Raw genomic sequence first — 24,630 nt, forward strand, 5'->3', positions numbered from 1 at the left:
ATATTCAGAATATTAATAGTATTCAATTAAATTGATTGTTGGTATTTCACAAAGGTAAAAAAAAGGGAGTTCACAAGAAGAGGGGATGGATAGTTTTTATGATGCAGACGCCGTTAGTATTAACAAACTTTATTAAACGAGCAGAAAGCTATTTTGCTAGAAAGACTATTGTTTCACGTACGAGTCCACAGAAGATTCACCGTTTAACATATGGAGAATGGGCAAAAAGAACGCGTCGCTTGGCGGATGCGCTCACAAAGCTGGGGATGACAAGAGGAATGAAGGTTGGCTCCTTTGCTTGGAATCAGCACCGCCACTTAGAGGCTTATTTTGCGGTACCGTGTTCCGGTGCCATTTTGCACATGGTGAATATTCGTTTATCAGAAGAGCATTTAATTTATATTATTAATCATGCAGAAGATGAAATTTTAATGATTGATGTGGACTTGCTACCAATCATCGAAAACATTGCGCCTGAGCTTAAGACAGTGAAACATTATATTATTATGACGGACGAGAATACTTTGCCAAAAACGACATTACCGAATGCGTTATCCTATGAGGATTTATTAGCAGCGGCGGATGAAAACTATCAGTTCCCAGAAGATATAGGGGAAGAGGAGCCTGCTGGAATGTGCTATACAAGTGCTACAACAGGAAATCCAAAAGGGGTTGTATATTCACATCGAGGTCTAGTACTACATAGTATGATGCTGAGTATGTCTGATTCAATGGGCATTTCGGAGCGTGATGTCGTGATGCCAATTGTACCGATGTTTCATGCAAATGCATGGGGCTTACCATTTGCTAGTGTCAATGTAGGTGCTACACAAGTATTGCCTGGTCCACAATTCACATCAGCAATCATATTGGATTTAGTAGAGCAGGAGAAGGTTACATTAACAGCTGGGGTACCGACAATTTGGATTGGTGCGTTGCAGGAACAGGAGAAGCATGAGCGAGATATTAGTTCGTTACGTGCTATTTGTTGTGGCGGGTCAGCTTCACCTACTCGACTTATTCGTACATTTGAAGAGCAGTATGGCATTCCGTATATTGTCGTGTATGGAATGACTGAAACTACTCCAATTGTAGCGTTATCAAATTATATGTCTTGGATGGATGAATGGCCTATTGAAAAGCGTATTGAATCGCGAGCAATGCAAGGTATGACGATGGCTGGTATTGAATCGAGTATTACCAATGACAATGGGGAAGTACCATGGGATGGAGAGACGATGGGTGAGTTACGCTTGCGAGGTCCATGGATTTCACACGAGTATTATCGGGATGAGCGTACCAATGATGCCTATCGAGACGGCTGGTTATATACAGGGGACATTGCGGTACGAACAGAGGATGGCTTTATCAAAATAACAGATCGTACGAAGGATTTAATTAAGTCGGGTGGGGAGTGGATATCCTCAGTGGATTTAGAAAATGCATTAATGACTCATGACGCTGTGTTGGAAGCGGCAGTTATCGCAATTCCACATGTCAAATGGCAAGAACGCCCGTTAGCTTGTGTAGTATTGAAGGAAGGAATGTCAGCAAGTGAAAAGGAGCTTCTTACATTTTTAGAAAGCCAGTTTGCAAAATGGTGGGTACCAGACGATGTGGTATTTTTAGACGAAATTCCAAAAACATCAGTTGGAAAATTCCTAAAAGCTAAGCTTCGTGATAATGTAGCAGAAGTTTATCCGAAATTGGGTTCACTCGTATAGATAAAAGAGCGATTTCCACAAAGGGAAGTCGCTCTTTATCTTTACCTTTATCTATTTAGCATTTGAAATACTTGCTCAACGTCTTTGTCTCCACGACCAGAGATATTGATAATAATGCTCTCTTCCGGAGATAATGTTGGCACAAGCTTAAGTGCATGAGCCACGGCGTGGGAACTTTCAAGTGCTGGAATAATGCCTTCAACCTTTGATAGCACTTGGAATGCTTCGAGCACCTCTTCATTCGTCACCGTTACATATTCTCCGCGACCAATTGTTTTTAAATAGCTATGCTCTGGACCAGCTCCAGGATAATCTAGTCCAGCGGCAATCGAATAGGTTGGTAATGGATTACCTTCTGCATCTTGCAGCACTAAACATTTGAAGCCGTGTAATTCACCCGGTGTTCCTTCATTTAATGTGGCGGCCTTATCTGGCTCAATACCGATGAGGCGAACGTTTTCATCTGCAATATATTCTGCAAACGCACCAATCGCATTACTACCGCCGCCGACACAAGCAAGTACTGCTGCTGGTAGCTTACCTTCTTTTTCTAAAATTTGTTCGCGACTTTCACGGCTAATGACGGATTGGAAATGCTTCACCATTGTAGGGAACGGGTGAGGCCCAACCGCAGACCCTAGTAAATAGAAAGTCGTCTCATAGTTTTCTACTAAATCAGCAAATGCTTCATCCACTGCATCCTTTAGTCGCCCTTGACCTTTATCAACAGCTACTACCTTTGCACCAAGAAGCTCCATTCGGAAGACGTTTAATGCTTGGCGCTTAGTATCTTCTAAACCCATATAAATTGTGCAATCCATCCCGAACATTGCGCAAGCAGTTGCTGTTGCTACACCATGCTGACCTGCACCTGTTTCGGCGATAACACGATTAGCACCCATGCGCTTGGCCAATAAAATCTGTCCAAGAACGTTATTAATTTTATGTGAACCAGTATGGTTAAGATCTTCACGTTTTAAATAAATTTTTGCGCCACCTAATTGTTTTGTTAAATTTTCAGCAAAATAAAGTGGAGATTTGCGCCCAACATATTCACGGAAATAATAATCTAGCTCTTTATTAAAGTCTTCATCTTCTTTATATTTTTGAAAGTTTTCATCTAAAATACTTAAAACATTTTGAAGCTCATCGGGAACAAAGCTACCGCCAAATTCACCAAAATATCCTTTTTTCTCTGCTACTATACTCATCTTCTCTCGACTCCTCTATCTAATTTTTCCATAAAAAAAAAGCCACTACAATCCTTCTGTAAAAAGGACGAGTAACCGTGGTGCCACCTTCATTCGCAAAAACTGCGCGCTTTCGTACTCCGATAACGGGGAGTAACTTCGTCCTCACATTTGATGAGGCTGCTCCAAAGTCCATTCACAAGTACGTACTACTGATTTGCACCAACCATCAGCTCTCTTTAAGTACTAGCGCTTGCTACTAATCTTTTTCCTAGCATTTATTGAAATGAATTTTAGAATATTTTCAGAATATTGTCAAGGTGTCTTCCGAAAAATAAAAAAAGACGAATCTAAAAGATCCGTCAATTAAATCAAGTTAAATTAAATTTTTGAAGTTTAAGCGTTTGTTCAATACGTACATAATCGGTGCACCAACCGCTAAGACAACAAATTCACCTGCAGCAACAGTTAACCATGTCCAGAAGAATGGTAATTCTAATGCTAAATTCAATTCAAATGCAATGATGAACATTGTACAAGTAAATAAAAATGTATTGATGATTAAACGCGCCCAAATATTTTTGACAAATTTACAAATAAGAATGAGCAACCCAAGAGTAATCATCGAATGGCCTACACCGAAAACTAAATCGTAGATACCGAGTGGTGAAAAGAGGTTAGAGATGAACACACCAATAATGATACCAACGGCAAAGCGTGGATTAAATGCAACTAAATGGTTAAATATTTCCGATATTCGGAACTGCACCTCTGTAAAGCCAAATGGCGCGACTAATAATGTAATAGCAATGTAGAGTGCTGCAATAATGCCACTCGTTGCTAAAAATTTTATTTTCATATTTATTTCTCCTTAGTTTTTTTACGTGGGATGGTTACGAACCACGTGAAGCAAATGCAATCATATCAATGTTCATGCTTATTTGTAAATAGCTACGTGTAAAAAATTATAGTGCTAACGATAATAATTTGATCTTGTTCAAAGTTTTTTAATGACAATGCCTATGAAAAGGGGCTTGTACACTTACTAGAAAATTATGCAGAAATAGCAGATGAGAAGTAACCTCGAAAGGTTTGAAGTCGTGGATATGTCTGGTCACTTGTTAAAACAGTACTTTTAACAAGTGACCATTTCAGTAGTTTAAAACGCTAAATAATTAAGCGGATTTTGGGGCAGGGTGAATGGAGGCTCTATTGATAGTGGGGGATGGATATATCCAATGATTATGAACAGCACTTTTAGAAATTACTCCTCTAAAGTATTTTTAATTTCTTCTATTTCAAAAATTAAATCGTTAACTTGTTTCTTGAATTCATCTGTATATTCTAATTCCTCTTCCATTTCTTTCGTATACTCTAAGGCATTTAGAGTGAAATCCAAAGCAAAAACAAATAGACTGTCACATAGATTAGAAATGATTGTATCAACATTTCCTATAGTTGCATTTTGATGTTCTTGTGAATAAGAAGATTGGTTTAAATCGATTTTATCATTATTCATGGTATTCCTCCTTTTTGGGAACGGCACTAATCTCATATGCATCATATGCATTAAATGTAAAAAGGGGGACTAAAATGACCATTTTCTGTAGATTTTTATTAGCAAGAAATAAATGAGTATTGCACGTCTAACCATAAAGGGAGTAATACTTCTAAAGCACTCGCGGGTTGTTTTTATTCAGCAATTCAAGACGTTACTCAAACTTCCAAAATATCCTGTTACTCAAAGTAGTGGGCTAGTAGAAAATTTAAAAAAGTAAGAGCGAATTAAACCTGTTATGAGGTACTGACATTTTCACTGTCAGGTTTTTTAGTTTTTACATATATTACTTAAAATTAGATGTCAGAAAAATAACTTCGCTAAATTGTAAAAAAATTTTTTGTTATGTTAGAAAAAGAAATCAAATTGTAAAAACAGCGTAGTTTAGCGGTTTAAAGCGACAAATTGATTGAAAAGAAAAAATATTTTGCTGGAATTAATAGTCAGAAGATTCATAATGTTGTTGACGAACCTTGCTAATAGCGATAATATAGCGATACGTTCACACTTCGCTTGGATAAAGTGTGATAAATATCAGAGATCAAAATCGGGGGGATTATTTGTGAAAAGCAATTTAAAAAAGCTTTCGTTCCTGTTATTTGGATTAGTTTTAATGCTTGCTGCTTGTGGTAGCAGTGGTTCTAGTTCGTCGGATTCGAAAGGGAACGAAACGAATAATGCAAGTGAGGGCGGCACGACAGATGATAAAACATATAAGATCGGGATTACTCAAATTGTGGAGCATCCATCTTTAAATGCTGCAACTGAAGGTTTCAAAAAAGCGATTGAAGAATCTGGCTTAAAAGTAGATTACGATCAACAAATAGCGCAAGGTGATAACAGTCTTAACACGACGATTGCAAACAATCTAGTAAGTGCCAACGTAGATTTAATCTTTGCGAACTCTACGCCGTCTGCACAAGCGGCAGCAACAGCAACTAGTGATATTCCAATTATCTTTACTTCTGTAACAGATGCTGTTGGCGCACAGCTCATCGATTCTATAGAGAAGCCAGGGAAAAATGTAACAGGAACAATCGATTTACATCCTGATACTATTTCGAAAACAGTGGCGTTCTTAAAGGATTTGGGTGCGAAAAAAGTAGGTATGGTTTACAACGCTGGTGAGCAAAACTCAGTAGCACAAGTAAAAGAAGTGAAAAAAGTGATGGATGAGCAAGGCTTAACAGTAGTTGAGGCATCTGCGGCAACGTCTGCAGAAGTAAAACAAGCTGCTGAATCGTTAATCGGTAAAGCTGATGCATTCTATATTATTACTGATAATACAGTAGTTTCGGCACTTGAGTCTGTCATTGATGTAGCAAATGCTAATAAATTACCATTAGTTGTTGGAGAGCTTGACTCTGTGGCACGTGGTGGCTTAGGTGCATATGGTTTTGAATATTTTGACATCGGTTATGAAGCAGGACAAATGGCTGTGAAGATTCTAAAAGGTGAAGCAACTCCTGCTGATATTCCAGCTCAATATCCACAAAAGCTAAAACTATTAATCAATAAAAAAGTAGCAGATGATTTAGGAATCGACATTAAAGATTCTTGGGGTGCGGAGCTTTTAGAAAAGTAATGACCTGACATGATCATCTTATGGAGCGAAGCGGGGGAGAACTAAAACTGCCCCCGCTTTATCTTCTTTTAGAATAAAAAAATTTAAAGGGCTTTTATGTAAGAAAGAGTCCTATAGTAAATCGTATTAGATCAGGAAATGCCCATTAAATTAGTACATCATCATAGCGTAGGGTTGATTTCCGTTCCGACTGGGCGCTTTGTTGTTGCTGTCGCTACGCTTTCGCACAGATAAAACATTTGCTGCCGCTACGTTAACACTACGCTTTCGCACAGAGCAAAGCTTCCTGGGGGCGTCCGATGAGCCGCTTCACTCGCTCCAGGGTCTCATCTGTGACGCTGATCCCCAAGGAGTCGTCCAGTCTCCACTCCAATCAACTTATATACATTGAAAGTATTAATAAATATCATCTCCAACTTTTGGTGATGAGCCATTATTGAACAAATGGATTTAGTAAAGCTTTCTACAAGTGAGCACGGAACATACTTCTAGCAATATGAACGTTGGAAGAAGATTTTATCACAGACGTCGCGCTAAATCCTTAGATTATATTATGTATGGCTTTCAATTATCTTAATTTTGAGCTCCATCGTTTTAGAGAATGGATCTCAGATAAGAATTTTTAATAAAAATTTGTTTAAGAAATTATTAGGAGATGATTCAACTATGTTTATAGCAATATTTGGCGCAACGGAGCAAGGAATCATCTATGCGATTATGGCACTTGGTGTGTATTTAACATTCCGCGTGTTAGATTTTCCGGATTTAACGGTTGATGGAAGCTTTGTAACAGGGGCGGCTACAGCGGCGACGATGATTCTGCTTGGCTACCACCCGATCTTAGCGACTTTAGTGGCAATTGTTGCTGGATTTATTGCTGGATGTATGACAGGAATTCTTCACACGAAGGGGAAAATTAATCCTCTATTATCGGGGATTTTAATGATGATTGCTTTGTATTCTATTAACCTACGTATTATGGGATCCACTGCAGAGAATACGATAGGTCGTCCGAATATTCCATTATTAAATTCAGAAACTTTATTTTCAAAGTTTCAAGCATTTTGGAGTAATTTGGGAATCGATACGGCATTAAATAACTTACTAAAAGGCTTCGGCGTTCAGCAACTACCTTCAACATGGAGTACGATAATCGTAGTATTAATTATCACGATTTTAATTAAGTTCATTGCAGACTGGTTCTTGAAAACAGAAATCGGCCTGGCTATTCGAGCAACTGGTGATAATAAGCGTATGATTCGTAGCTTCTCGGCAAACACAGATACTCTTATTATTCTTGGGCTAGGACTTTCTAATGCACTTGTCGCATTTTCGGGAGCTTTAATCGCGCAATATTCGAAGTTCTCAGATGTAAGTATGGGGATCGGGATGATTGTTATCGGTCTGGCATCTGTTATTATCGGCGAAGCAATCTTCGGTACAAAAACAATTATGCGTACAACTTTCGCCGTCATTGCCGGAGCTATCATTTACCGCATTATTTTAGCGTTGGCATTACGAGTAGATTTCCTTGATTCAGGAGATATGAAATTAATAACAGCTATCATTGTTATTATTGCGTTGATTTTACCTCAATTAATCAATAAGAGTAAGGAGCGCAAACGTAGGGTGAAGCGCGCAGCGGAGAAAACACGAGTAAAGACGGTTGAGCAGGGAGGGAAGGGCCTTGCTTAAATTACACGGTATTAATAAGGTTTTCAATGAAGGTACGCCTGATGAAAAAATTGCACTTGCAGAAATTAATTTGCACTTAAAGCCAGGGGATTTCGTCACAATTATCGGCAGTAATGGTGCTGGTAAATCGACTATGATGAATATGATTTCTGGCGCACTAACACCAGACTTCGGTATGGTTTCAATTGATGGAAATGAGGTTACGTCTTTACCAGAATATAAGCGCTCCCATTACATCGGTCGCGTATTCCAGGATCCGATGGCTGGTACAGCACCAACAATGACGATTGAGGAAAATTTAGCATTAGCTTACTCACGTAATAAGACTAGAGGTATGCGCTTCGGCGTAGATAAAAAGCGTCGAGAATTTTTTAAGGAGTCGTTGGAGATGTTGGGCTTAAATTTGGAAAATCGTCTGTCTGCAAAAGTTGGCTTACTGTCGGGAGGGGAGCGTCAGGCGCTGTCTCTTTTAATGGCGACCTTCACGAAGCCTTCGATTTTATTGTTAGATGAGCATACGGCGGCACTCGACCCATCTCGTGCCGAGTTAATCACACGTATTACGAAATACTTAGTTGAAAAAGATAACTTAACGACATTAATGGTCACGCACAATATGCAACAAGCTTTAGACTTAGGAAATCGACTGATTATGATGGATAAAGGTCAAATCATTTTAGAGGTTGGCGAGGATCGCAAGCATGAATTAACCATCCCAGATTTAATGGCAGAGTTCGAACGTATCCGCGGCGAAAAAATGAACTCAGACCGTGCGTTACTAGGATAATAAATGATAAAACGCTCATACATTTAGTGTGGGCGTTTTTTGATGGGTGCCGATATTTTTGGGAAGTTGGGTGAATTAAAAACTGAAAATTTAGTTAAGTTCAAGGGAGTGCATTATAATCTAGCTAAAGGAGGTGAAAATATGTTACTTAAAAAGCGCGAAGTTTCATCAAAGCAACGCGTGTTAGAAATGATCGAGAGGCGTTTACCGAAATCTCACGCTAAGTATTATTATTTTCAAGAAATGCTAGGAAGAACAAGGGCTGGCATTGTTGGCGAGCAAAGAGTAGATCGAGAATGGCGGGAAATCTATTTGGAACATACGTATTATTTATTGCATGATGTAGAGCTTAAGGCTGAGAGTGCTGCTGGATCGACACATCAAATGGACACATTATTTATGTCCCAACATTTTGTGCTAATCGTTGAAATCAAAAATATCGTTGGGCGTGTAGAATATATGGAAGATAAGCATCAATTTATTCGAATTACGTCTGATGACAAAGTAGATGGTTTTCGCAATCCTTTTGATCAAGTGAAGCGACACGCCAGAATGTTGCGTAGATTATTTCAAATGAGTGGGCATCATATACCGATTGAATATATAGTCGTTTCTTCAAATCCGAATATGATTATGACGTCCAGTTTGTCCGCGCAACCGATTATTCATGTGAGTGGCTTGGCTGAAAGGATAGATCAACTGTTCAAGCAGCATCAACAAGTCTGTCTAAGTGAAAAAAATTTGAGAGAAATATCTGAGCATATTTTAAAGATGCATACACCAACTCAATGGACCCTAGATATTATGGTTGATGAATTGAAGACGGGGGCACTATGCTCGCAGTGTCATTTTGACCATATCCTACGTTACACCCATGGGAAATGGTTTTGTAGCAATTGCCAATCGATTGATAATCAATCCATGCTAATCGCATTACATGATTTTCGATTAATGCTGAGCAACAATATTACAAATGCTCAGTTTCGTAAGTTTTTTGATATTGACTCAGAGAAGGCGGTTTATTATTTATTAAAAAAGTTAAAATTTGAAGAGATAGGTGAAAATAAAAATAGGGAATATGTAATTCCTGCCAATTTATTAGAGTAATTGTAAGCGGCGCAAACTATCGGTGCGGTCAGATAGTGTCGCTTGTAAGGTAAATGTCGATATTTTCTTAAAGTTAGTCGATAAAACTATGAAAAGTCTCGATAAACAAGAGAAAAGTTTCGATAAATCTCAAAAGTGTCTCGATAAACCTCTCATCCACACAAAAAAGCCACACTCACATAGCAAGTGTGACTTTTTATTTTAGACTAGTAAGCCGAATAATTGAATGTCGTTGTTTACTTCTTTGTATTTGAAGCCGAATTCATTCATGCGTACTAGTAATCCTTCGTAATCTTTGCGATTGCCGAGTTCGATACCAACTAAGGCAGGACCACTTTCTTTGTTGTTTTTCTTTGTATATTCGAAAGTTGTAATGTCGTCATTTGGTCCTACAACGCTTGTTAAGAACTGGCGAAGGGCGCCGGCACGTTGTGGGAAGCTTACGATGAAATAGTATAGTAAGCCTTCGTGAATTAAAGACTTTTCTTTAATCTCCTGCATACGACCGATATCATTATTACCACCACTAATGATGATAACGACTGATTTGCCTTTAATTTCCTCTTTGTAAGAATCGAGGGCTGCTACTGATAATGCTCCAGCAGGCTCTGCGATAATGGCGTGTTTATTGTAAAGATCTAAGATTGTTGTACATACTTTTCCTTCTGGTACTAGTACGATGTCGTCTAAGTAGCGACGACAAACATCATATGTGTGATTGCCGACGCATTTTACCGCGGCCCCATCTACGAATTTGTCAATCCAATCAAGTGCCACCGTACCGCCTTCTGCAAATGCAGCTTTCATACTGCCTGCTCCAGCAGGTTCTACACCGATAATTTTGCTATGAGGAGAAAGATTTTTCACATAGGCAGAAACACCGGACATTAAGCCACCACCACCAATACTACCAAATACGTAGTCAATTGGCTCCTCCATGTCATTCATAATTTCAACAGCGACCGTACCTTGACCAGCAATGACATCAAAATCATCAAATGGGTGGATAAAGATTTTATCGTGCTCTTCACAGTAAGCTAATGCACCTTCTGCAGAATCATCAAAAGTATCACCTGCTAAAATAATTTCTACAAAATCACGACCAAACATACGAACTTGGTCGATTTTTTGTTTAGGTGTTGTTTGAGGCATAAAAATACTTGCTTGAATTTTCAATTGTGCACAGGCGTAGGCAACACCTTGAGCATGATTGCCCGCACTTGCGCAAACAACGCCAGTTTTACGAGCTTCTTCTTCAATTTTTTTAATCTTATAATAGGCACCACGAAGTTTAAATGAGCGTACATGCTGTAAATCTTCGCGTTTAAAATAAATATTAGCTCCGTATTTCTCGGATAAATAGTCATTTTTTTGTAGCGGCGTGTGCACCACTACGTCTTTTAAGAAATGATGTGCAATCAAGATATTTTCTACTTGCACGGTTCTAGTGTCAGCAACTTCCATAATATTCATCCTCCGTATACGTATAAAACATTTATCTATGATAGCACACTTTATAAGCTTTTTGTCATTAATTTTTAGTAAATTCTAAATTTTCGGTGTCTATTTAATGCAAAATAGATTTATTCGAGAATTTTTTGGAGAAATAAAGGATGCACACATTTCCTCATAATGGGAATGGTCCAGCATATACTAGAATACCTTAGGACAAGTAGGAGGGTATGTAATTGGAAATCATTCAAGGAATTCTATCTACATACATTCAATTTTTCGATTGGGAAATGTGGAAAGAAATTTTGACTGACCCTGTATCGTGGGGGTTAATATCAACACTTATTATAATAGAAGGTTTGCTTTCGGCTGATAACGCACTTGTATTAGCAGTGCTAGTGAAGCATTTGCCAACCAAGCAACGTAAACGAGCATTAATGTACGGAATGTTTGGGGCCTATTTTTTCCGATTTTTATTTATTGGGATAGGCGTTTACTTGGTAGAATTCTGGTATATTAAATTGCTAGGAGCTCTGTATTTAGGTTGGCTATGTGTCGCTCATTTCTTACAGATTGGTGAAGCTGATAGTGCTAAGGAAATGAAAAAAACAGGGTTGATGGTTCGCATTTTTGGAACGTTTTGGGCAACCGTTATTTCTGTAGAACTGATGGATATTGCCTTTTCAATTGATGCGATTTTTGCGGCCTTTGCGATATCCAATCAAATTTGGATATTACTGATCGGGGGAATGTTAGGTATTTTAATGATGCGAACGATTGCAGGCTTATTTTTAATCATTATTGAAAAAATACCAGAATTAGAGGCAACGGCATTTATTATAATTGGCATTATTGCACTGAAAATGCTAGCTAGCGTCATCGGTATTCACGTTCCACATTATATGTTTTTCGTTGTGCTAATTATTATATTTGCTATAACCTTCATGATTCATTTCTTAAAGAAAATGAGGACCGCTTAACATAAAAGCGGATCTGTTCTCCATTTAGAAAGAGGACAGATCCGCTTTATTGTCAATTAAAGCTTTTATTTTACATAATGATCAGGATTCACAATATAGAACTTTTCAATATTAAGCCAGCTTTCGCTCATTGGTTCACCGTCATCGACGCGTTTTTCTGTTTCTTGCATCATCCAAGCAGTTTGGGATGCATGTGCTTGCAAGGCATTAATTTTATCTGCCTTCATTTCACTTATATTGACGACAACATGTGGCTCCCCATTTTTTTCAATCGTATCATTTGCAAAGGCACAGCCCAATACTTGTGGACGGGCGGCTTTTGGCATACGACGAACAGCTTCTACTACGGCACGTGCTGTTGCCTCATGGTCAGGATGCACTGCAAAACCAGGTAAGAATGTAAAGATAAGAGAAGGCATTAACTCTTCTATTAAACCTTCAACAAGCTTCACCATTTTTTCATCGTCTTCAAATTCAATTGTTTTATCACGGAAACCAAGCATACGTAAATCTTGTATGCCCATAGCATCTGCCGCTGCAATAAGCTCCTTACGTCGAATTTCTGGTAAGGATTCACGTGTTGCAAAAGGTGGATTTCCTAAATTACGACCCATCTCGCCTAGAGTTAAACAGGCATATGTAACAGGTGTATTCATTTTCTTCGTATAGTAGGCAATTGTTCCAGCAATTGAAAAAGCCTCATCATCTGGGTGAGGGTAAACAATTAAAATATGACGTTGTGGTTGTAAATTCAAAAAGTCGTCCCCCTTAATAAGCAAATGGCGTTTCGCTAATTTCAAGTGCAATCGCCAATTTACCTGAGTAATCTAGTCCAGCCATTAATAAACGGCCTAAATCATCTAATTCAAAATGTGTGATGCCCTGTGCATAAACCCAGCCATGCGCCATTTTCAAGCCAACACGATGGGGTGAATCATCTACCACTTTAGCAAGTTCATAGTTGATTTTAGCATTACGAATAAAAGCACCTGCATTAAAAAATTTTTCATCAAAGTGTGCTGCATAAGAACCGTTCGTCGTCTCAAGATGGATATAAACGTCTTTGTTGGCGAAAGAATTCAATAATTCCTGTAACGTCTTTACTTGTACCTCTTGCATCTTAACACTCCTCTCGATTATTTCTCCTTTAAGTATAGTAAAAATAATTCACAAAGGGAAATTGAATGCCTCTAGAAGGCTTGGTCATTTTCAGAGGATATTCAAAAATCTCCTGAATTAGAGGCTCAGTCTAAGACGCCATGTCCTATGTAACGACTGAGCGACAAACATCATGCCGCTACGCTTTCGCGCAAAAGATATTATGCTGATGTATAATTGATGGCATCCTTTATTCTATGAAGATTTATCAAGCAATATTCTTGAAAAAATTATTGAAATATATCAATATAATAAAGGTGAACGCAATTTTGTACAAAATGTGTCGTTTTGTATTGTATGCGGTTTCACAAACGAAAAGATACTGCGACCACGATTTCTTCCTTAATTGAGGGATAAGCAGCTCATAATTGTTGAAGGGAATTTTAAACTAGGTAATAACGAATTCTATCTTGGTACAATAGATGACGTTCCTTTAACATTTTATGCATGGCCACGCCAAGGGAAGAAGACGTAAAGCTCATTATCATAATATAGTAAAAAGCCGCGATTCTCTTTTATGACGGAGAATCGCGGCTTTTTATAATGTTTGGTTTTTGGGAGTATGTATTTGTTAATATCGGTTGAGTTTTCGTTCAATGGAATCTAGACGATTGTTGAGATTTTGTAGATGCTTATGCATGTGTCTAAACTGTAAATTTTGATTTTGTGCGTTTGAGGTTCTTGCTTGTTCCTGTTGCTCTTCCTCCTGCAATGCTAAAATGGTGGAGAGGGTTGCTAATGAATATCCTATTGTTAAAATCATTGAAGATATTACTTCTACTTTGGTAGAGGTTATATCTCCAGCTAGAATACCTGTACCTTCACCTAGGAGACCTGCTTCTTGACCACCCAGATTAGTTGGATCAACATTTATGTTTTGTTGTTTACGTCTTTTCATTTTTCTCCCTCCCATATACAGCTAATATATGGCATAAGAAGAAGTAGCGTATCTTGTCCTGAGCTTTTTACATTTGAGTAATAATCCCCTAGGTTCTAAGTTTAAATTTCTTAATATTCCGTCAATTTATTTGATTTTTATGAAAAAGTAGAGGAATATAGTAAAAATAAACAATCGTTTTTAGGGGAGGATAGATGTGAATAAAGACTTTAAATATTGTAAAGAATCAAGGGTCATGCGTACAAGTCGTGTTTTTCCGAATGATATTAACAATCATAATACACTGTTTGGTGGTCGATTAATGAGTGATATCGATCAAGTAGCTTCAATTTCTGCTGCGAAGCATAGTCGTAGAGATTGTGTAACAGCCTCAACGGATTCAGTAGACTTCTTGCACCCAATACGCCAAACTGATTCTGTATATTTCGAATCGTATGTATCGTGGACAGGAACATCTTCAATGGAGGTTTTCGTAAAGATTATTTCTGAGAATTTGAAAACGGGTGAACGAAAGGTAGCGGCTACAGCATTATTAACCTTTGTTGCTTTAGATGAAAATAATAAACCAACTCCTGTTCCATCTGTCATTCCGGAAACAGTAGAGGAGACAAAGCTACATGAAACCGCGGCTTTACGAGCAAAAGCGCGTGCAGAACGTAAAAAGGAAAGTAAGGCTTTGGCCAAATTCATTTCGATGAACAATCCATGGGATTAACGGATTGAAATGATGGAGAACCACTATATGTAAAAGAGGCATCTGATATTCAGATGCCTCTTTCGTCTTTAAATTTCAGTCACGGTTACTTGTGGTGCGCCAAAACGAGATTTAGCACCGTGCATAACAGGTCCTACATAGTCATTTAATGCCCAACCGTGAGCGATTGCAGCTGAAACAAATTCTTTTGCTTCAATTACAGCCTCTTTTACTGAAAGACCGTTTGCTAAGTTTGCTGTTACTGAAGCGGCAAATGTACAGCCAGCCCCATGGTTATAAGTAGAAGCAACTTTTCCAGATTCTAATAAGTAGAATTTTTCACCGTCGAAAAATAAGTCAGTCGCTTTTTCAGTAGCTAGCGCTTTTCCACCTTTAATCACAACAGCTTTAGCACCAAGTTCATGGATTTTACGAGCTGTTGTCTTCATTTCCTCGATTGTTTTTGGTGTTCCAGTCCCGGCTAATTGTCCAGCCTCAAACAGGTTAGGTGTAGTAACTGCAGCTAATGGTAAAAGATGTTGAATCATTGCATCTGTATTACCAGGGTTCAATACTTCATCTTCTCCCTTACATACCATTACAGGGTCAATAACAACATTTGTCGTACCAGATTTCGCTATAGCATCACCTGCAATACGAATAATCTCTTCCGTTGACAGCATACCAGTTTTTATTGCGTCAATGCCTGTTGACAGAGCCGTATCGATTTGTTTTTGCAAAAGCTCTGTTGGTAATGGCGTTACGTTATGAGTCCAACCGTTTGGATCCATTGTTACGACAACCGTTAATGCCACCATGCCATATGTGCCGTGCTCTTGAAATGTTTTAAGGTCGGCTTGCATACCTGCGCCACCTGATGTATCTGAACCAGCAATCGTTAAAGTTTTTTTAAGAACCATGTGGAAGATCTCCTTTATAGATGGAATTTTTAAAATTATCATCTAGTATAGTCTTATTCTGGGTGCGTAAAAATAGTCAGAAATATATATTTTTACAAGGTCAGTTTAACTTTTATCAGTAAAAGTCCCCCACCTTTATATAGGAAGGGAGTTCACAAAGGGTGTTAGCGTAGCATCATCGCATTCATCTATAACTGACCTGCATGAAGCAATACGGTCCTAATGATGGCCTAAACTAAAAGCTGATTTTGGACTTAATGATGCCAAGGCATAATTGAATTGAAGCTTGAATTCGACATTATTTTTTTGTACCGTTGTAAGAAGAGAAAGGGGCTTATATTAAGATGAAACAAGCATTCCCGAATGATTGGCAATCAATACTTACAGAAGAAATAGAAAAAACATACTATACAAAGCTATGTCAATTTGTAGAACATGAGTATTCAACACAAGTAATCTATCCACCGGTGAATGATATAATGAATGCATTGTATACAACAGCTTATCAAGATGTGAAGGTCGTAATTTTAGGTCAGGATCCTTATCATGGACCAAACCAAGCACATGGCTTAAGCTTTTCGATCATGCCAGGAATCCCACATCCACCAAGCTTACGAAATATGCTAAAAGAGTTACAGGATGATCTTGGCTGTCCAATCCCTGCAGACGGAACATTAACAAAATGGGCACAGCAAGGTGTAATGTTATTAAATACTGTATTAACTGTTCGAGCAGGCCAGGCAAATTCCCATAAAGAACAAGGCTGGGAGCAATTCACGGATGCGGTCATCGATAAATTAGCATCTAGAGATAAACCCGTTATTTTTGTACTTTGGGGTAGACCAGCACAACGAAAAAAACAATTAATTCGTCAATACTCAACGCAACATATTATTTTAGAAGCGCCTCATCCTAGTCCACTAAGTGCTTATCGAGGCTTTTTTGGCAGTAAACCATACTCGAAAATCAATGCACAGTTAGAGGAATGGGGAGAGCAACCGATTGATTGGTGCCTAGCTTAGTAATCTTTATCTTCATTCAGTAAATACTTTTGTAGCGATAGCTATAATTGTTTTCTGTTCCAAAGCGAAATTGAAGCGCTTATCGTTTCGTGTTACATTTAATAATAGAAGAAAGTGGGGGACAACGATGAAGGTGAATTGTTTCAAATGTCAATATTTTAAAGTAACATGGGACCCACAAACTCCACGGGCTTGTGTAGCGTATGGCTTTAAAACAAAGCAAATACCATCCGTTGTCGTTAAACAATCCTCTGGCACGGACTGTCTGAAATTTGTGCCAAAAGCAGAAAGTAGGAGAATGCAATGATTCCTTATCAAGCCGTTATTCAACAACTTGAAAAACAATTATCCGGTGTCAAAAATACTAGAGATGAACAGCAAATTCGTGAAGCCTTAACAGCAATCCGAGCATTATGCGATGTGGTATTAGACGCATCTGACGGCATTGCTAAAGCGCAGTCAAAACATTTGCCACAAATGCTAGTGTCAGAGCCGAAGCAACCAAGTTTATATACAGCAAAAATTGAAGAAGAAGACGGAGCGAATGGCGATTCAATTTTTGACTTTTAATTATCTTCATTTAGCGAATGCTCCCACCGCTGAAGGTGGCTAGATGAAAAGGAACTCAGTCTAAGAACGCCACGTCCTGTGGCAATTTATCTGTAGCGACAGCTACAATTACGCCAAGGCGAAATTGATAAAAGGTAGGGAAATGATATGAAAAAATTTATCGTGACAGGTGCACTTCATGGCTTTTTAGCAGTGGCACTAGGTGCATTCGGTGCACATGCTTTAAAAGAAGTTCTAGACGATTATAGTCGTGGGATTTGGGAAACAGCTGTGCAGTACCAGATGTTTCAAGCTACGGCTATCCTTATCATTGGACTATTGATGAGCTCTAAAATACTAGGTGAGGTGAAGCAGTTAAATTTAGCGGGAATCTTTTTCAACCTAGGGATTGTCTTCTTTTCAGGAAGCTTATATGTACTGGCAATTAGCGGCGTTAAAGTTCTAGGCGCCATCACACCAATTGGTGGTGTTCTATTTTTAACTGGCTGGGTTCTAATTGTAGTAGCTGCGCTTAAACATGCTCGATAATATTACAAAAATACTCCTTTACACTATGTGTGAGGGGGTTTTTTTACGGATAAATACTAGTAAACAATCAAGAGAATTTTTCTTCCGGATCAACAATATAATTACTATAGAATGGTAGTTTTAATCCCTATTGTTTTTGTAAGGATTTATAGTACACTATAATTATCAAATAAGTTCGACAAATAAGAAGTGAGGTTTTGTGATATGGAGAAGCTTTTTACTTTACTAGATAATAATTATGATGAAATGGTAGAGATTCGTCGTCATCTACATGAATATCCGGAATTATCCTTTGAGGAAGTGGAAACACCAGCGTATGTAGCAGCTTTTCATCGCGCGTTAGGACATGAGGTTCGTGAGCATGTAGGTGGACGGGGTGTTGTTGCAACTTTACATGGAGGAAAGCCAGGTAAAACCGTAGCATTACGCGCTGATTTTGATGCATTAGCCATTCAGGAGGAAAATGACGTTCCTTATAAGTCGAAAGTAGATGGTAAAATGCATGCATGTGGACATGATGGTCATACTGCGACGTTACTAGTGCTTGCTAAAGTGCTTCACGCAATGAAAGATGACATTGCGGGCAATGTAGTTTTCATTCATCAGCATGCAGAAGAAATGGCGCCAGGTGGAGCAAAACCTATGATTGAAGATGGCTGCCTAGAAGGAGTAGACGTTATTTTTGGTACACATTTATGGGCACCAACGCCATTGGGCGATATATTGGTGAGAGATGGGGCAATTATGGCTGCCGCGGATAAAGTGGAAATTACGATTCAAGGTAAAGGTGGTCACGGTGCGGAGCCTCATCATTCTATTGATGCAGTTACTCTTGCGTCACAGTTTGTAGTAAATGCACAGCAGATTATATCTCGACGTATCGATCCATTAAAATCAGCCGTCTTAACAATTGGCCATTTTGAGGCCATTAATCCTTTTAATGTGATTGCAGAGCGAGTAGTATTAGCTGGAACAGTCCGAACTTTTGAGGAGTCGGTACGCAAACAAATGGAGCAAGAGCTTGAGGCCGTTTTAAATGCCACTTGTTTAGCCTTTGGTGCAAGCTATAATTATCGTTATACGAGGGGCTATCCACCAGTTTACAACCATGTGAAAGAAACAGAGTTTGTTGCACAACTTGCGGTAGATATACCAGGAGTAGAAAATATTATAACGTGCCCACCATTTATGATTGGTGAGGATTTTGGGTATTATTTAGAGAATGTACCAGGTACATTTTTCTTCACAGGTGCTAAAAAGCCAGAATGGGAAGTGGCATATCCTCATCATCATGCACGCTTTGATTTTGATGAGCGTGCAATGTTGATTGCTGCCAAAACTTTAGGAAAAGCAACATTGCAATTTTTACATGAAAATCAATAGTTGGCTCTCTTAGGGCTTTCAATAAAAATCGGCATGCTAGGATATCCTACCATGCCGATTTTTTTATTTAATGGTAAATGCCCACGTAGATTCCTCATTTCAGCATGAGACCTAATTGGGAGTCACAACGAAACTGCATTGCAACGAAGTATGAGCAAGAAGTAGCGAAGGAGCACCCCTTTGCTCGGTCCTCCTTGCTATTGAGGAGTGGAAATTTAGAAAATACGAACTTATGAATAGCTCATTTCAATTATGGATTTTGGTTAAAGTATGCCATTTCCTCATCATATTCAGCAAAATCAAAGTAAATCATTGGGAATAGGAAACGATGGTTCGATTTGAGTTCACGTAAAATAACATGATCTCGACCAGCAGCTTCTACAACGCCTCGTACTACTTTCGTGTTTTTCCCTGGCTCAATCGCATGCTCGAAGGAAAAATGGAAAGTACCAGGTTTTCCACGATTCAAACGGAAAATATTTTCAATATACGATTGCTCCCGTCCAGGTTGGCGTGCTCCAGGAAGTACCTGTGGAGGCACTTGAGGCATTTGTTGTTGTTGCGTTGTCGGTGTCCAATAATAAGGCATCATAAGTTATCAACCTTCTTTCTTTTAGATTTGAGGACAATCTTCTTCGGTTGGCGAGAAGAAGCAATGAGCTTTGAATCTTCCCGTGTTCCACTGACCATACCATTGTGCTGGACAATCTCCCTCAGGTCTGAAAAACCATAGTAAACGAGTTGCTGGATGGAATCTTTCGCCTTGAATAACTCTCCTTGCTAATCGAAGGTCTTGATCACGTGCTCGCTGATAAAAGTAGCCTTTTAGTGTCGCTTCAAAGCCCCCAGGACGCTGATATACCATTTGTTCAATTGTACGAACATCCGTAAAATCTAAACAATCTGCTCGTACACGATTGACGCCCACATTGCCGACCATTAGCATACCTAAGTTCCCTTCACCCTCTGCCTCGGCACGCATAAGCCTTGCTAGCATGGCTGTTTGTGCATCATTCGTTTTGATAACAGCGATTTTCACTCCTCCTCGCAGACAGTATATGCATGATGGTATCGTAGACATGTTCAATTTCGATGAAAGAAATTCACAATTAAAAATGGCTTAGCATATATTAATAATGACGAGTCGTATGTAAAAGAAGCGAAAAAATTTTTTTGATTCATGACTATAACGTGGAGTTGAATCGCACAGGCCGTGTATGTTTATCCTTCATTTCTTTACTACGTTAGTTCCAAAAATCTGTGAAGCTAATTCCCAAGGAATCTCCCGGCTATTAAATGGCATGCTTTTCAACTTTGGCGTGGCGTTACGCTTATAAAAATGGGTAAATAGAGAATAGAAAATATAGCGGGAAACGTGAGATGGACATTGCATGTGTATTGAATACATGTGAGGTGATAGGGTATGGAGATTGGTGTGTGGGTAGGCATTTTGTTGAGTGCTGTGCTGGCATTTTTAGTGGGGAGTTTTTACGGACAGCCACTCCATTGGTATCTTTTTATACTAATAATCATAGTCGGATTTTTCATCAATACGATTATATTAATTTTGAAGGTTAAAGATGAAAGGTCTTGAAGCGCAGCACAGGCATACGAAAATAAGAAAGTGTCATCCATTTCGATGACACTTTCTTATTTTTTTGATTGAGTAGATGGAATCTGATGTTTTGCAAGTATATTAAAAATAAACGGTGACATACTAAAGTTGGAAATATTTTTTTGCTTTCATAAAGGAGTGTTATAATGCATACTTTTGGTACGTTTGTAGCAATTATCATAAGTGCATTCATCGCCGTTGGGATAGCAGAATACTATCAGCAACCGTATAATTGGTATTTAGTTTTCCTAATGATTCTAGCTGGTTTTTTTATTCATACAATTATTTTAATATTGGAATCAGAGAACAGCGAAGAAAGCGAATATTAAAAAATGCGAGTCCGATTGGTGGACTCGCATTTTTATATTTAATTAAACAGTTAAGAATTTCACAAGTTTTTCTTGATCAAGAAGGTTACCAACGAAGAATGCACCAAACTCACCGTAGCGAGCTGAAACTTCATCAAAACGCATTTCATATACTAATTTTTTAAACTGTAGTACGTCATCTGCGAATAGTGTAACGCCCCATTCATGATCGTCGAAGCCAACAGAACCAGTAATGATTTGTTTAACTTTACCAGCATAGCCACGACCAATCATACCGTGAGAACGCATTAGCGATTTGCGGTCATCCATTGAAAGCATATACCAGTTGTCATCGCCTTGACGACGTTTATCCATTGGATAGAAACATACATGCTTAGCGCGTGGAAGTTCAGGATATAGACGAGCACGCACATGTGGATTTTGGTAAGGATCTTCGTCTGAATCACCTGCTAAATAGTTAGAAAGCTCTACAACAGATACATATGAATATGTAGGAATTGTAAAATCAGCAATCGCTAATTTATTGAATTCAGCTTCAAGCTCTTGTAGTTCTTCCATTGTTTCACGTAAAGTCATAATCATAAAGTCAGCTTTTTGACCAACGATTGCGTAAAATGCATGGGCACCTGTTTTAGCGATATCAGCTTCGTTTAATTTTTCTAAATAGGCAATGAATTCTTCTACTGCTGCTTGGCGTTCTTCAGCAGAAACTAGTTTCCATGAAGCCCAATCGATTGAGCGGAAATCATGTAAAGCGTACCAACCATCTAAAGTAATAGCTGCTTCATTCATTATTAAAAACACTCCTTTATAAGTGAATATCATTCGAAATTTAGTTTATCATAGTTTGTACAAAATCCCTAAGTTCATGATTGCATTTCACGAATTTGACACCTTCCATAGATAATGTATTCTAAAGAGAAGAGATGTAAATAGAGGAGCTCCAATCATGAAAAGTATTTTACAACAGCCGATTTGGCGTTTTTACGATCAATCTATTAGCGCGAAGCAAAGATCGCCACTTGAATCCTTTGCAACAGACGATACTTTATGTCAGCTAGTAGGGCAATTAGCCTCTCCGCCAACTATTCGTACATGGGTACATGATGCATCTGTTGTGCTTGGTATTCAGGATCACCGTCTACCATATGTGCAGCAGGGCATGGACTTGCTTAAAGCACAAGGCTATCAACCTATTGTACGCAATTCAGGCGGATTAGCAGTTGTGCTGGATGAAGGTGTACTGAATATTTCTATTGTATTATCTGAACAAACGGAAGCGCTAAGTATTGATGATGGCTATGATGTAATGGTAGCTTTAGTAAAAAGCTTGTTCCCAGAAGTAGCAGATCAAATTGAAGCCTATGAAATTGTAGGCTCTTATTGTCCAGGTTCCTATGATTTAAGTATTAAAGGAAAGAAATTTGCTGGTATTTCTCAGAGACGTTTACGTCAAGGTGTAGCTGTGCAAATTTATTTATGTGTTGAAGGAAGCGGTTCAGATCGAGCTGCACTCATTCGTGACTTTTATGAGGAAAGTCTAAAAGGAGAGGAAACGAAATTTACGTATCCTAATATTGTCCCTGATGTGATGGCGTCATTATCTGAACTAATGGATGTATCATTAACGGTGGAAGCTGTTGTTATTCGTTTACAGCAACTTCTTAACAATATGGCAGAAGAAATTCGAGTTGAATCTTTTCATGATGAAGAAATAACGCTATATGCGTTTTATTTACAACGTATTTTTGAACGAAATACGAAAATGCTTAAACCGAATTGATGAAGTGAAAAACTCCAGAAGATGTCAGTGAGATATTATGCAAAGAAAAAAGCGATGCTGCTAATTAAGCGCATCGCCATTTTCTTGAGGATAAGGGCTACTTACAACAAGGTTTCCGTTTTTCTCCATCTTGAAGACAGGTGCAATTCGTTCATCCTCTTCATCTAGTGTAACTAGTCGTCTAGCACGGTTCATAATTTGAACAAATTGCTCATAATCTTTTCGAATAGCTCTATTTTCTTCTTCTAGCTGTGTAATGGTTTTCTCTAGTTTTTTATTTTTCTCAGATGTTACGTGTACTAGTTGTCTCCATTTTGTAGACTCATTACCTATTTCACCAGAGTGCTGTAAACGTAATAAATAGGCTATGACAATATCAAGATTTAATGCAGATAGAGGAATTGATTTACCTTCTGCAGCACTACTATTAACTGTAAACATACTAGAAGCACGGCGTCTTGCCGGAGCTCCCAACACTCGCATTCTTTCTTTTCTTTCTTTTTTTGCTTCTGATAATTGTTCCTCGTATTCTTTACGAACAACAGCATTCCAACGAAAACCACATGCAGCAGCAGTACGGTTCAAAGCATCTCCAGCTTCTTCAAAGGCATTTAACTGTGTACTACCTTCCGTCACATGGCGAATGACCGCCTCTGCTAACAATTCATCGTTTTCTTCTAACCAAGCATCTTGTCTAACTTTACTCATATTAAAATCCTCCCACCTTTATTTGGAACTTTTTATTTACAACTAGCATGACCAATCTTTTAACCTTTTATTCATCCATGTGGAAGGAATTATGCTTGAATACAAGGGGAATAATGCGATACAATACCCGATGTAGGTTTGTACGTATGCTACATACTTAAATATGTGAAAGTCATACGTTCAATAGAAACAGATTTTTGATTTGAATCAATTATGCCTCGGCATAATTGCGTCCGGAATCAGCTTTGTGCTAGCACAAAGAACTCCATTTTGATTCCGTGACATCCGCCGGAGGCTTTAACTTCTTTCAGCGGGATGTTTGGACACCCGTTGAAAAGTGATTTAAAACCGTATTCATCTCGCCACCTGTAGAGGTGGGAGACTTTCTGCTGAAAGAAGTTAAAAAAATAATATATAGAAAGGGTTGTTGACAAAATGGCAAACGAATTTAAAGTTTGCGATGAATGTCAGGCCGTTAACTTAAAAACGTTAATTCCAAAATTAAAGGAAATCGATCCTGATGCAACCATCGAAATTGGCTGTCATTCTTACTGTGGCCCAGGACGTAAAAAAACATTTACCTTTGTAAATAGCCGTCCTGTTGCTGCATTAACGGAAGAAGAACTAATGGAAAAGGTTTTAGCAAAGTTAAAAAAATAGGTAAAACAAAAAGCTATCTTCGCTAGTCTAGTTGGAGATAGTTTTTGTTTGGATTTTTATTGTTGATGGATAGAATCGATGAAGTGACGGAAGGAAGAGTTAGAGCGACGGAAAGAATCGCCGAAGTGACGGAAAGAAGAGTCAGAGAGACGGAAAGAACCGGCAAAGCGACGGAAAACCTTGATGAAACGACGGAAGGTTCATGTTCACCGTCGCCTCATCACGTGGAAATTAGGTCAATAGAAACCTAAAATAAGACGAGAATACAGTGAGTTAGGTTGATA

General features: G+C 38.5%; 28 protein-coding genes, 1 riboswitch and 1 other annotated feature. Of the genes, 16 read left to right on the forward strand and 12 right to left on the reverse strand.

What is annotated here, in order from left to right:
* Window positions 1–98 precede the first annotated feature (98 nt).
* On the forward strand, window positions 99–1,724 hold the full coding sequence (locus ACQKN4_RS00175) for a long-chain fatty acid--CoA ligase (RefSeq protein WP_427481590.1): 1,626 nt from the start codon (window positions 99–101) through the stop codon (window positions 1,722–1,724).
* A gap of 47 nt (window positions 1,725–1,771) precedes the next feature.
* Here ACQKN4_RS00175 and trpB read toward each other — a convergent pair whose 3' ends face one another.
* The 3 genes from trpB to ACQKN4_RS00190 all read right to left on the reverse strand — a co-directional run bounded on the left by trpB (window position 1,772) and on the right by ACQKN4_RS00190 (window position 4,433).
* On the reverse strand, window positions 1,772–2,935 hold the full coding sequence (gene trpB / locus ACQKN4_RS00180; RefSeq protein WP_427481592.1) for a tryptophan synthase subunit beta: 1,164 nt from the start codon (window positions 2,933–2,935) through the stop codon (window positions 1,772–1,774).
* A gap of 60 nt (window positions 2,936–2,995) precedes the next feature.
* Window positions 2,996–3,196, reverse strand: a binding site (T-box leader).
* Window positions 3,197–3,290: 94 nt separating this feature from the next.
* On the reverse strand, window positions 3,291–3,773 hold the full coding sequence (locus tag ACQKN4_RS00185; RefSeq protein ID WP_427481594.1) for a QueT transporter family protein: 483 nt from the start codon (window positions 3,771–3,773) through the stop codon (window positions 3,291–3,293).
* Window positions 3,774–3,779: 6 nt separating this feature from the next.
* Window positions 3,780–3,824, reverse strand: a riboswitch (PreQ1 riboswitch).
* 354 nt (window positions 3,825–4,178) lie between these two features.
* Complete coding sequence (locus tag ACQKN4_RS00190) at window positions 4,179–4,433, reverse strand: hypothetical protein (RefSeq protein ID WP_079559326.1); 255 nt, start codon at window positions 4,431–4,433, stop codon at window positions 4,179–4,181.
* A gap of 601 nt (window positions 4,434–5,034) precedes the next feature.
* Between ACQKN4_RS00190 and ACQKN4_RS00195 the strand changes: the two genes are divergently transcribed.
* The 4 genes from ACQKN4_RS00195 to ACQKN4_RS00210 all read left to right on the forward strand — a co-directional run bounded on the left by ACQKN4_RS00195 (window position 5,035) and on the right by ACQKN4_RS00210 (window position 9,646).
* Entirely contained in the window at window positions 5,035–6,057 is a 1,023-nt protein-coding gene (locus ACQKN4_RS00195; protein WP_079559327.1) for an ABC transporter substrate-binding protein, read from the forward strand.
* 666 nt (window positions 6,058–6,723) lie between these two features.
* Window positions 6,724–7,752, forward strand: coding sequence for an ABC transporter permease (locus tag ACQKN4_RS00200; protein WP_427481597.1), 1,029 nt, complete (start codon window positions 6,724–6,726; stop codon window positions 7,750–7,752).
* Window positions 7,745–8,539: an ABC transporter ATP-binding protein gene (locus ACQKN4_RS00205; RefSeq protein WP_427481599.1), complete on the forward strand. Its 795-nt coding sequence runs from the start codon at window positions 7,745–7,747 to the stop codon at window positions 8,537–8,539. Before ACQKN4_RS00200 ends, ACQKN4_RS00205 begins: the two co-directional genes overlap by 8 nt.
* 141 nt (window positions 8,540–8,680) lie before the next feature.
* Window positions 8,681–9,646 (forward strand): nuclease-related domain-containing protein, encoded by a 966-nt coding sequence (locus tag ACQKN4_RS00210; RefSeq protein ID WP_427481601.1) that lies wholly within the window; start codon window positions 8,681–8,683, stop codon window positions 9,644–9,646.
* Window positions 9,647–9,847: 201 nt separating this feature from the next.
* On the opposite strand, the gene ilvA is transcribed toward ACQKN4_RS00210, so the two are convergent.
* Complete coding sequence (gene ilvA, locus ACQKN4_RS00215; RefSeq protein ID WP_079559331.1) at window positions 9,848–11,110, reverse strand: threonine ammonia-lyase IlvA; 1,263 nt, start codon at window positions 11,108–11,110, stop codon at window positions 9,848–9,850.
* Between the two features lie 224 nt (window positions 11,111–11,334).
* Between ilvA and ACQKN4_RS00220 the strand changes: the two genes are divergently transcribed.
* Window positions 11,335–12,078 carry a TerC family protein gene (locus ACQKN4_RS00220; protein WP_079559332.1) on the forward strand — a complete coding sequence of 248 codons (744 nt, stop codon included), beginning with the start codon at window positions 11,335–11,337 and terminating at the stop codon, window positions 12,076–12,078.
* A 65-nt stretch (window positions 12,079–12,143) separates the two neighbouring features.
* On the opposite strand, the gene bshB2 is transcribed toward ACQKN4_RS00220, so the two are convergent.
* The 3 genes from bshB2 to ACQKN4_RS00235 form a co-directional block, all read right to left on the reverse strand.
* Complete coding sequence (bshB2, locus tag ACQKN4_RS00225; protein ID WP_079559333.1) at window positions 12,144–12,833, reverse strand: bacillithiol biosynthesis deacetylase BshB2; 690 nt, start codon at window positions 12,831–12,833, stop codon at window positions 12,144–12,146.
* Window positions 12,834–12,846: 13 nt separating this feature from the next.
* Window positions 12,847–13,197 carry a YojF family protein gene (locus ACQKN4_RS00230; protein WP_079559334.1) on the reverse strand — a complete coding sequence of 117 codons (351 nt, stop codon included), beginning with the start codon at window positions 13,195–13,197 and terminating at the stop codon, window positions 12,847–12,849.
* 610 nt (window positions 13,198–13,807) lie between these two features.
* Window positions 13,808–14,134 (reverse strand): hypothetical protein, encoded by a 327-nt coding sequence (locus ACQKN4_RS00235; protein ID WP_240518152.1) that lies wholly within the window; start codon window positions 14,132–14,134, stop codon window positions 13,808–13,810.
* Window positions 14,135–14,369: 235 nt separating this feature from the next.
* Here ACQKN4_RS00235 and ACQKN4_RS00240 point away from each other — a divergent pair, with 235 nt between their 5' ends.
* Complete coding sequence (locus ACQKN4_RS00240) at window positions 14,370–14,849, forward strand: acyl-CoA thioesterase (RefSeq protein ID WP_240518172.1); 480 nt, start codon at window positions 14,370–14,372, stop codon at window positions 14,847–14,849.
* A 68-nt stretch (window positions 14,850–14,917) separates the two neighbouring features.
* Here ACQKN4_RS00240 and thiD read toward each other — a convergent pair whose 3' ends face one another.
* Window positions 14,918–15,748 carry a bifunctional hydroxymethylpyrimidine kinase/phosphomethylpyrimidine kinase gene (gene thiD / locus ACQKN4_RS00245; protein ID WP_079559336.1) on the reverse strand — a complete coding sequence of 277 codons (831 nt, stop codon included), beginning with the start codon at window positions 15,746–15,748 and terminating at the stop codon, window positions 14,918–14,920.
* Between the two features lie 344 nt (window positions 15,749–16,092).
* Here thiD and ACQKN4_RS00250 point away from each other — a divergent pair, with 344 nt between their 5' ends.
* The 5 genes from ACQKN4_RS00250 (at window position 16,093) to ACQKN4_RS00270 (ending at window position 19,251) form a co-directional block, all read left to right on the forward strand.
* Window positions 16,093–16,770 carry a uracil-DNA glycosylase gene (locus tag ACQKN4_RS00250; protein ID WP_427481605.1) on the forward strand — a complete coding sequence of 226 codons (678 nt, stop codon included), beginning with the start codon at window positions 16,093–16,095 and terminating at the stop codon, window positions 16,768–16,770.
* Window positions 16,771–16,897: 127 nt separating this feature from the next.
* Window positions 16,898–17,077, forward strand: a complete 180-nt coding sequence (locus ACQKN4_RS00255; protein ID WP_079559338.1) for a uracil-DNA glycosylase — start codon at window positions 16,898–16,900, stop codon at window positions 17,075–17,077.
* A complete protein-coding gene (locus tag ACQKN4_RS00260) occupies window positions 17,074–17,340 on the forward strand; it encodes a YwdI family protein (protein WP_079559339.1) in 267 nt (88 codons plus the stop codon). The genes ACQKN4_RS00255 and ACQKN4_RS00260 overlap by 4 nt, the downstream gene beginning before the upstream one ends.
* 147 nt (window positions 17,341–17,487) lie before the next feature.
* Window positions 17,488–17,868 (forward strand): DUF423 domain-containing protein, encoded by a 381-nt coding sequence (locus tag ACQKN4_RS00265; RefSeq protein ID WP_427481608.1) that lies wholly within the window; start codon window positions 17,488–17,490, stop codon window positions 17,866–17,868.
* 204 nt (window positions 17,869–18,072) lie between these two features.
* Complete coding sequence (locus tag ACQKN4_RS00270) at window positions 18,073–19,251, forward strand: M20 family metallopeptidase (protein WP_427481610.1); 1,179 nt, start codon at window positions 18,073–18,075, stop codon at window positions 19,249–19,251.
* A gap of 250 nt (window positions 19,252–19,501) precedes the next feature.
* Here the strand turns inward: ACQKN4_RS00270 and gerQ are convergent, their stop codons facing one another.
* Both gerQ and ACQKN4_RS00280 read right to left on the reverse strand, forming a co-directional pair.
* Entirely contained in the window at window positions 19,502–19,843 is a 342-nt protein-coding gene (gene gerQ, locus ACQKN4_RS00275) for a spore coat protein GerQ (RefSeq protein WP_079559342.1), read from the reverse strand.
* A gap of 21 nt (window positions 19,844–19,864) precedes the next feature.
* Window positions 19,865–20,248 carry a cell wall hydrolase gene (locus ACQKN4_RS00280; RefSeq protein ID WP_427482129.1) on the reverse strand — a complete coding sequence of 128 codons (384 nt, stop codon included), beginning with the start codon at window positions 20,246–20,248 and terminating at the stop codon, window positions 19,865–19,867.
* 764 nt (window positions 20,249–21,012) lie between these two features.
* Here ACQKN4_RS00280 and ACQKN4_RS00285 point away from each other — a divergent pair.
* Window positions 21,013–21,195 carry a hypothetical protein gene (locus ACQKN4_RS00285; RefSeq protein ID WP_079559343.1) on the forward strand — a complete coding sequence of 61 codons (183 nt, stop codon included), beginning with the start codon at window positions 21,013–21,015 and terminating at the stop codon, window positions 21,193–21,195.
* Window positions 21,196–21,237: 42 nt separating this feature from the next.
* On the opposite strand, the gene hemQ is transcribed toward ACQKN4_RS00285, so the two are convergent.
* The gene (hemQ, locus tag ACQKN4_RS00290) at window positions 21,238–21,987 is read right to left on the reverse strand and encodes a hydrogen peroxide-dependent heme synthase (RefSeq protein ID WP_079559344.1); all 750 of its coding nucleotides are present in this window, start codon (window positions 21,985–21,987) and stop codon (window positions 21,238–21,240) included.
* A gap of 157 nt (window positions 21,988–22,144) precedes the next feature.
* Here hemQ and ACQKN4_RS00295 point away from each other — a divergent pair, with 157 nt between their 5' ends.
* On the forward strand, window positions 22,145–22,978 hold the full coding sequence (locus tag ACQKN4_RS00295) for a lipoate--protein ligase family protein (RefSeq protein ID WP_079559345.1): 834 nt from the start codon (window positions 22,145–22,147) through the stop codon (window positions 22,976–22,978).
* 60 nt (window positions 22,979–23,038) lie between these two features.
* Here ACQKN4_RS00295 and ACQKN4_RS00300 read toward each other — a convergent pair whose 3' ends face one another.
* Window positions 23,039–23,686, reverse strand: coding sequence for an RsfA family transcriptional regulator (locus ACQKN4_RS00300; protein WP_079559346.1), 648 nt, complete (start codon window positions 23,684–23,686; stop codon window positions 23,039–23,041).
* A gap of 435 nt (window positions 23,687–24,121) precedes the next feature.
* On the opposite strand from ACQKN4_RS00300, the gene ACQKN4_RS00305 reads away from it, so the two are divergent.
* Together ACQKN4_RS00305 and ACQKN4_RS00310 are read left to right on the forward strand one after the other, a co-directional pair.
* Window positions 24,122–24,346, forward strand: a complete 225-nt coding sequence (locus ACQKN4_RS00305; protein WP_049667962.1) for a DUF1450 domain-containing protein — start codon at window positions 24,122–24,124, stop codon at window positions 24,344–24,346.
* Between the two features lie 65 nt (window positions 24,347–24,411).
* Window positions 24,412–24,597: a hypothetical protein gene (locus tag ACQKN4_RS00310; protein WP_427481613.1), complete on the forward strand. Its 186-nt coding sequence runs from the start codon at window positions 24,412–24,414 to the stop codon at window positions 24,595–24,597.
* Window positions 24,598–24,630: the final 33 nt, after the last annotated feature.

Source organism: Lysinibacillus sp. NPDC093692 (assembly GCF_050280125.1).
Lineage (GTDB): Bacteria > Bacillota > Bacilli > Bacillales_A > Planococcaceae > Lysinibacillus.

Bases quoted from the DNA above. Each gene is read 5' to 3' on its own strand.
- ACQKN4_RS00175 (WP_427481590.1), top strand. From the start codon at position 99: ATGATGCAGACGCCGTTAGTATTAACAAACTTTATTAAACGAGCAGAA.
- trpB (WP_427481592.1), bottom strand. From the start codon at position 2,935: ATGAGTATAGTAGCAGAGAAAAAAGGATATTTTGGTGAATTTGGCGGT.
- ACQKN4_RS00185 (WP_427481594.1), bottom strand. From the start codon at position 3,773: ATGAAAATAAAATTTTTAGCAACGAGTGGCATTATTGCAGCACTCTAC.
- ACQKN4_RS00190 (WP_079559326.1), bottom strand. From the start codon at position 4,433: ATGAATAATGATAAAATCGATTTAAACCAATCTTCTTATTCACAAGAA.
- ACQKN4_RS00200 (WP_427481597.1), top strand. From the start codon at position 6,724: ATGTTTATAGCAATATTTGGCGCAACGGAGCAAGGAATCATCTATGCG.
- ACQKN4_RS00210 (WP_427481601.1), top strand. From the start codon at position 8,681: ATGTTACTTAAAAAGCGCGAAGTTTCATCAAAGCAACGCGTGTTAGAA.
- ilvA (WP_079559331.1), bottom strand. From the start codon at position 11,110: ATGGAAGTTGCTGACACTAGAACCGTGCAAGTAGAAAATATCTTGATT.
- ACQKN4_RS00230 (WP_079559334.1), bottom strand. From the start codon at position 13,197: ATGCAAGAGGTACAAGTAAAGACGTTACAGGAATTATTGAATTCTTTC.
- ACQKN4_RS00235 (WP_240518152.1), bottom strand. From the start codon at position 14,134: ATGAAAAGACGTAAACAACAAAACATAAATGTTGATCCAACTAATCTG.
- ACQKN4_RS00240 (WP_240518172.1), top strand. From the start codon at position 14,370: ATGCGTACAAGTCGTGTTTTTCCGAATGATATTAACAATCATAATACA.
- thiD (WP_079559336.1), bottom strand. From the start codon at position 15,748: ATGGTTCTTAAAAAAACTTTAACGATTGCTGGTTCAGATACATCAGGT.
- ACQKN4_RS00250 (WP_427481605.1), top strand. From the start codon at position 16,093: ATGAAACAAGCATTCCCGAATGATTGGCAATCAATACTTACAGAAGAA.
- ACQKN4_RS00255 (WP_079559338.1), top strand. From the start codon at position 16,898: ATGAAGGTGAATTGTTTCAAATGTCAATATTTTAAAGTAACATGGGAC.
- ACQKN4_RS00260 (WP_079559339.1), top strand. From the start codon at position 17,074: ATGATTCCTTATCAAGCCGTTATTCAACAACTTGAAAAACAATTATCC.
- ACQKN4_RS00265 (WP_427481608.1), top strand. From the start codon at position 17,488: ATGAAAAAATTTATCGTGACAGGTGCACTTCATGGCTTTTTAGCAGTG.
- ACQKN4_RS00270 (WP_427481610.1), top strand. From the start codon at position 18,073: ATGGAGAAGCTTTTTACTTTACTAGATAATAATTATGATGAAATGGTA.
- gerQ (WP_079559342.1), bottom strand. From the start codon at position 19,843: ATGATGCCTTATTATTGGACACCGACAACGCAACAACAACAAATGCCT.
- ACQKN4_RS00280 (WP_427482129.1), bottom strand. From the start codon at position 20,248: ATGCTAGCAAGGCTTATGCGTGCCGAGGCAGAGGGTGAAGGGAACTTA.
- ACQKN4_RS00285 (WP_079559343.1), top strand. From the start codon at position 21,013: ATGCATACTTTTGGTACGTTTGTAGCAATTATCATAAGTGCATTCATC.
- hemQ (WP_079559344.1), bottom strand. From the start codon at position 21,987: ATGAATGAAGCAGCTATTACTTTAGATGGTTGGTACGCTTTACATGAT.
- ACQKN4_RS00295 (WP_079559345.1), top strand. From the start codon at position 22,145: ATGAAAAGTATTTTACAACAGCCGATTTGGCGTTTTTACGATCAATCT.
- ACQKN4_RS00300 (WP_079559346.1), bottom strand. From the start codon at position 23,686: ATGAGTAAAGTTAGACAAGATGCTTGGTTAGAAGAAAACGATGAATTG.
- ACQKN4_RS00305 (WP_049667962.1), top strand. From the start codon at position 24,122: ATGGCAAACGAATTTAAAGTTTGCGATGAATGTCAGGCCGTTAACTTA.
- ACQKN4_RS00310 (WP_427481613.1), top strand. From the start codon at position 24,412: ATGGATAGAATCGATGAAGTGACGGAAGGAAGAGTTAGAGCGACGGAA.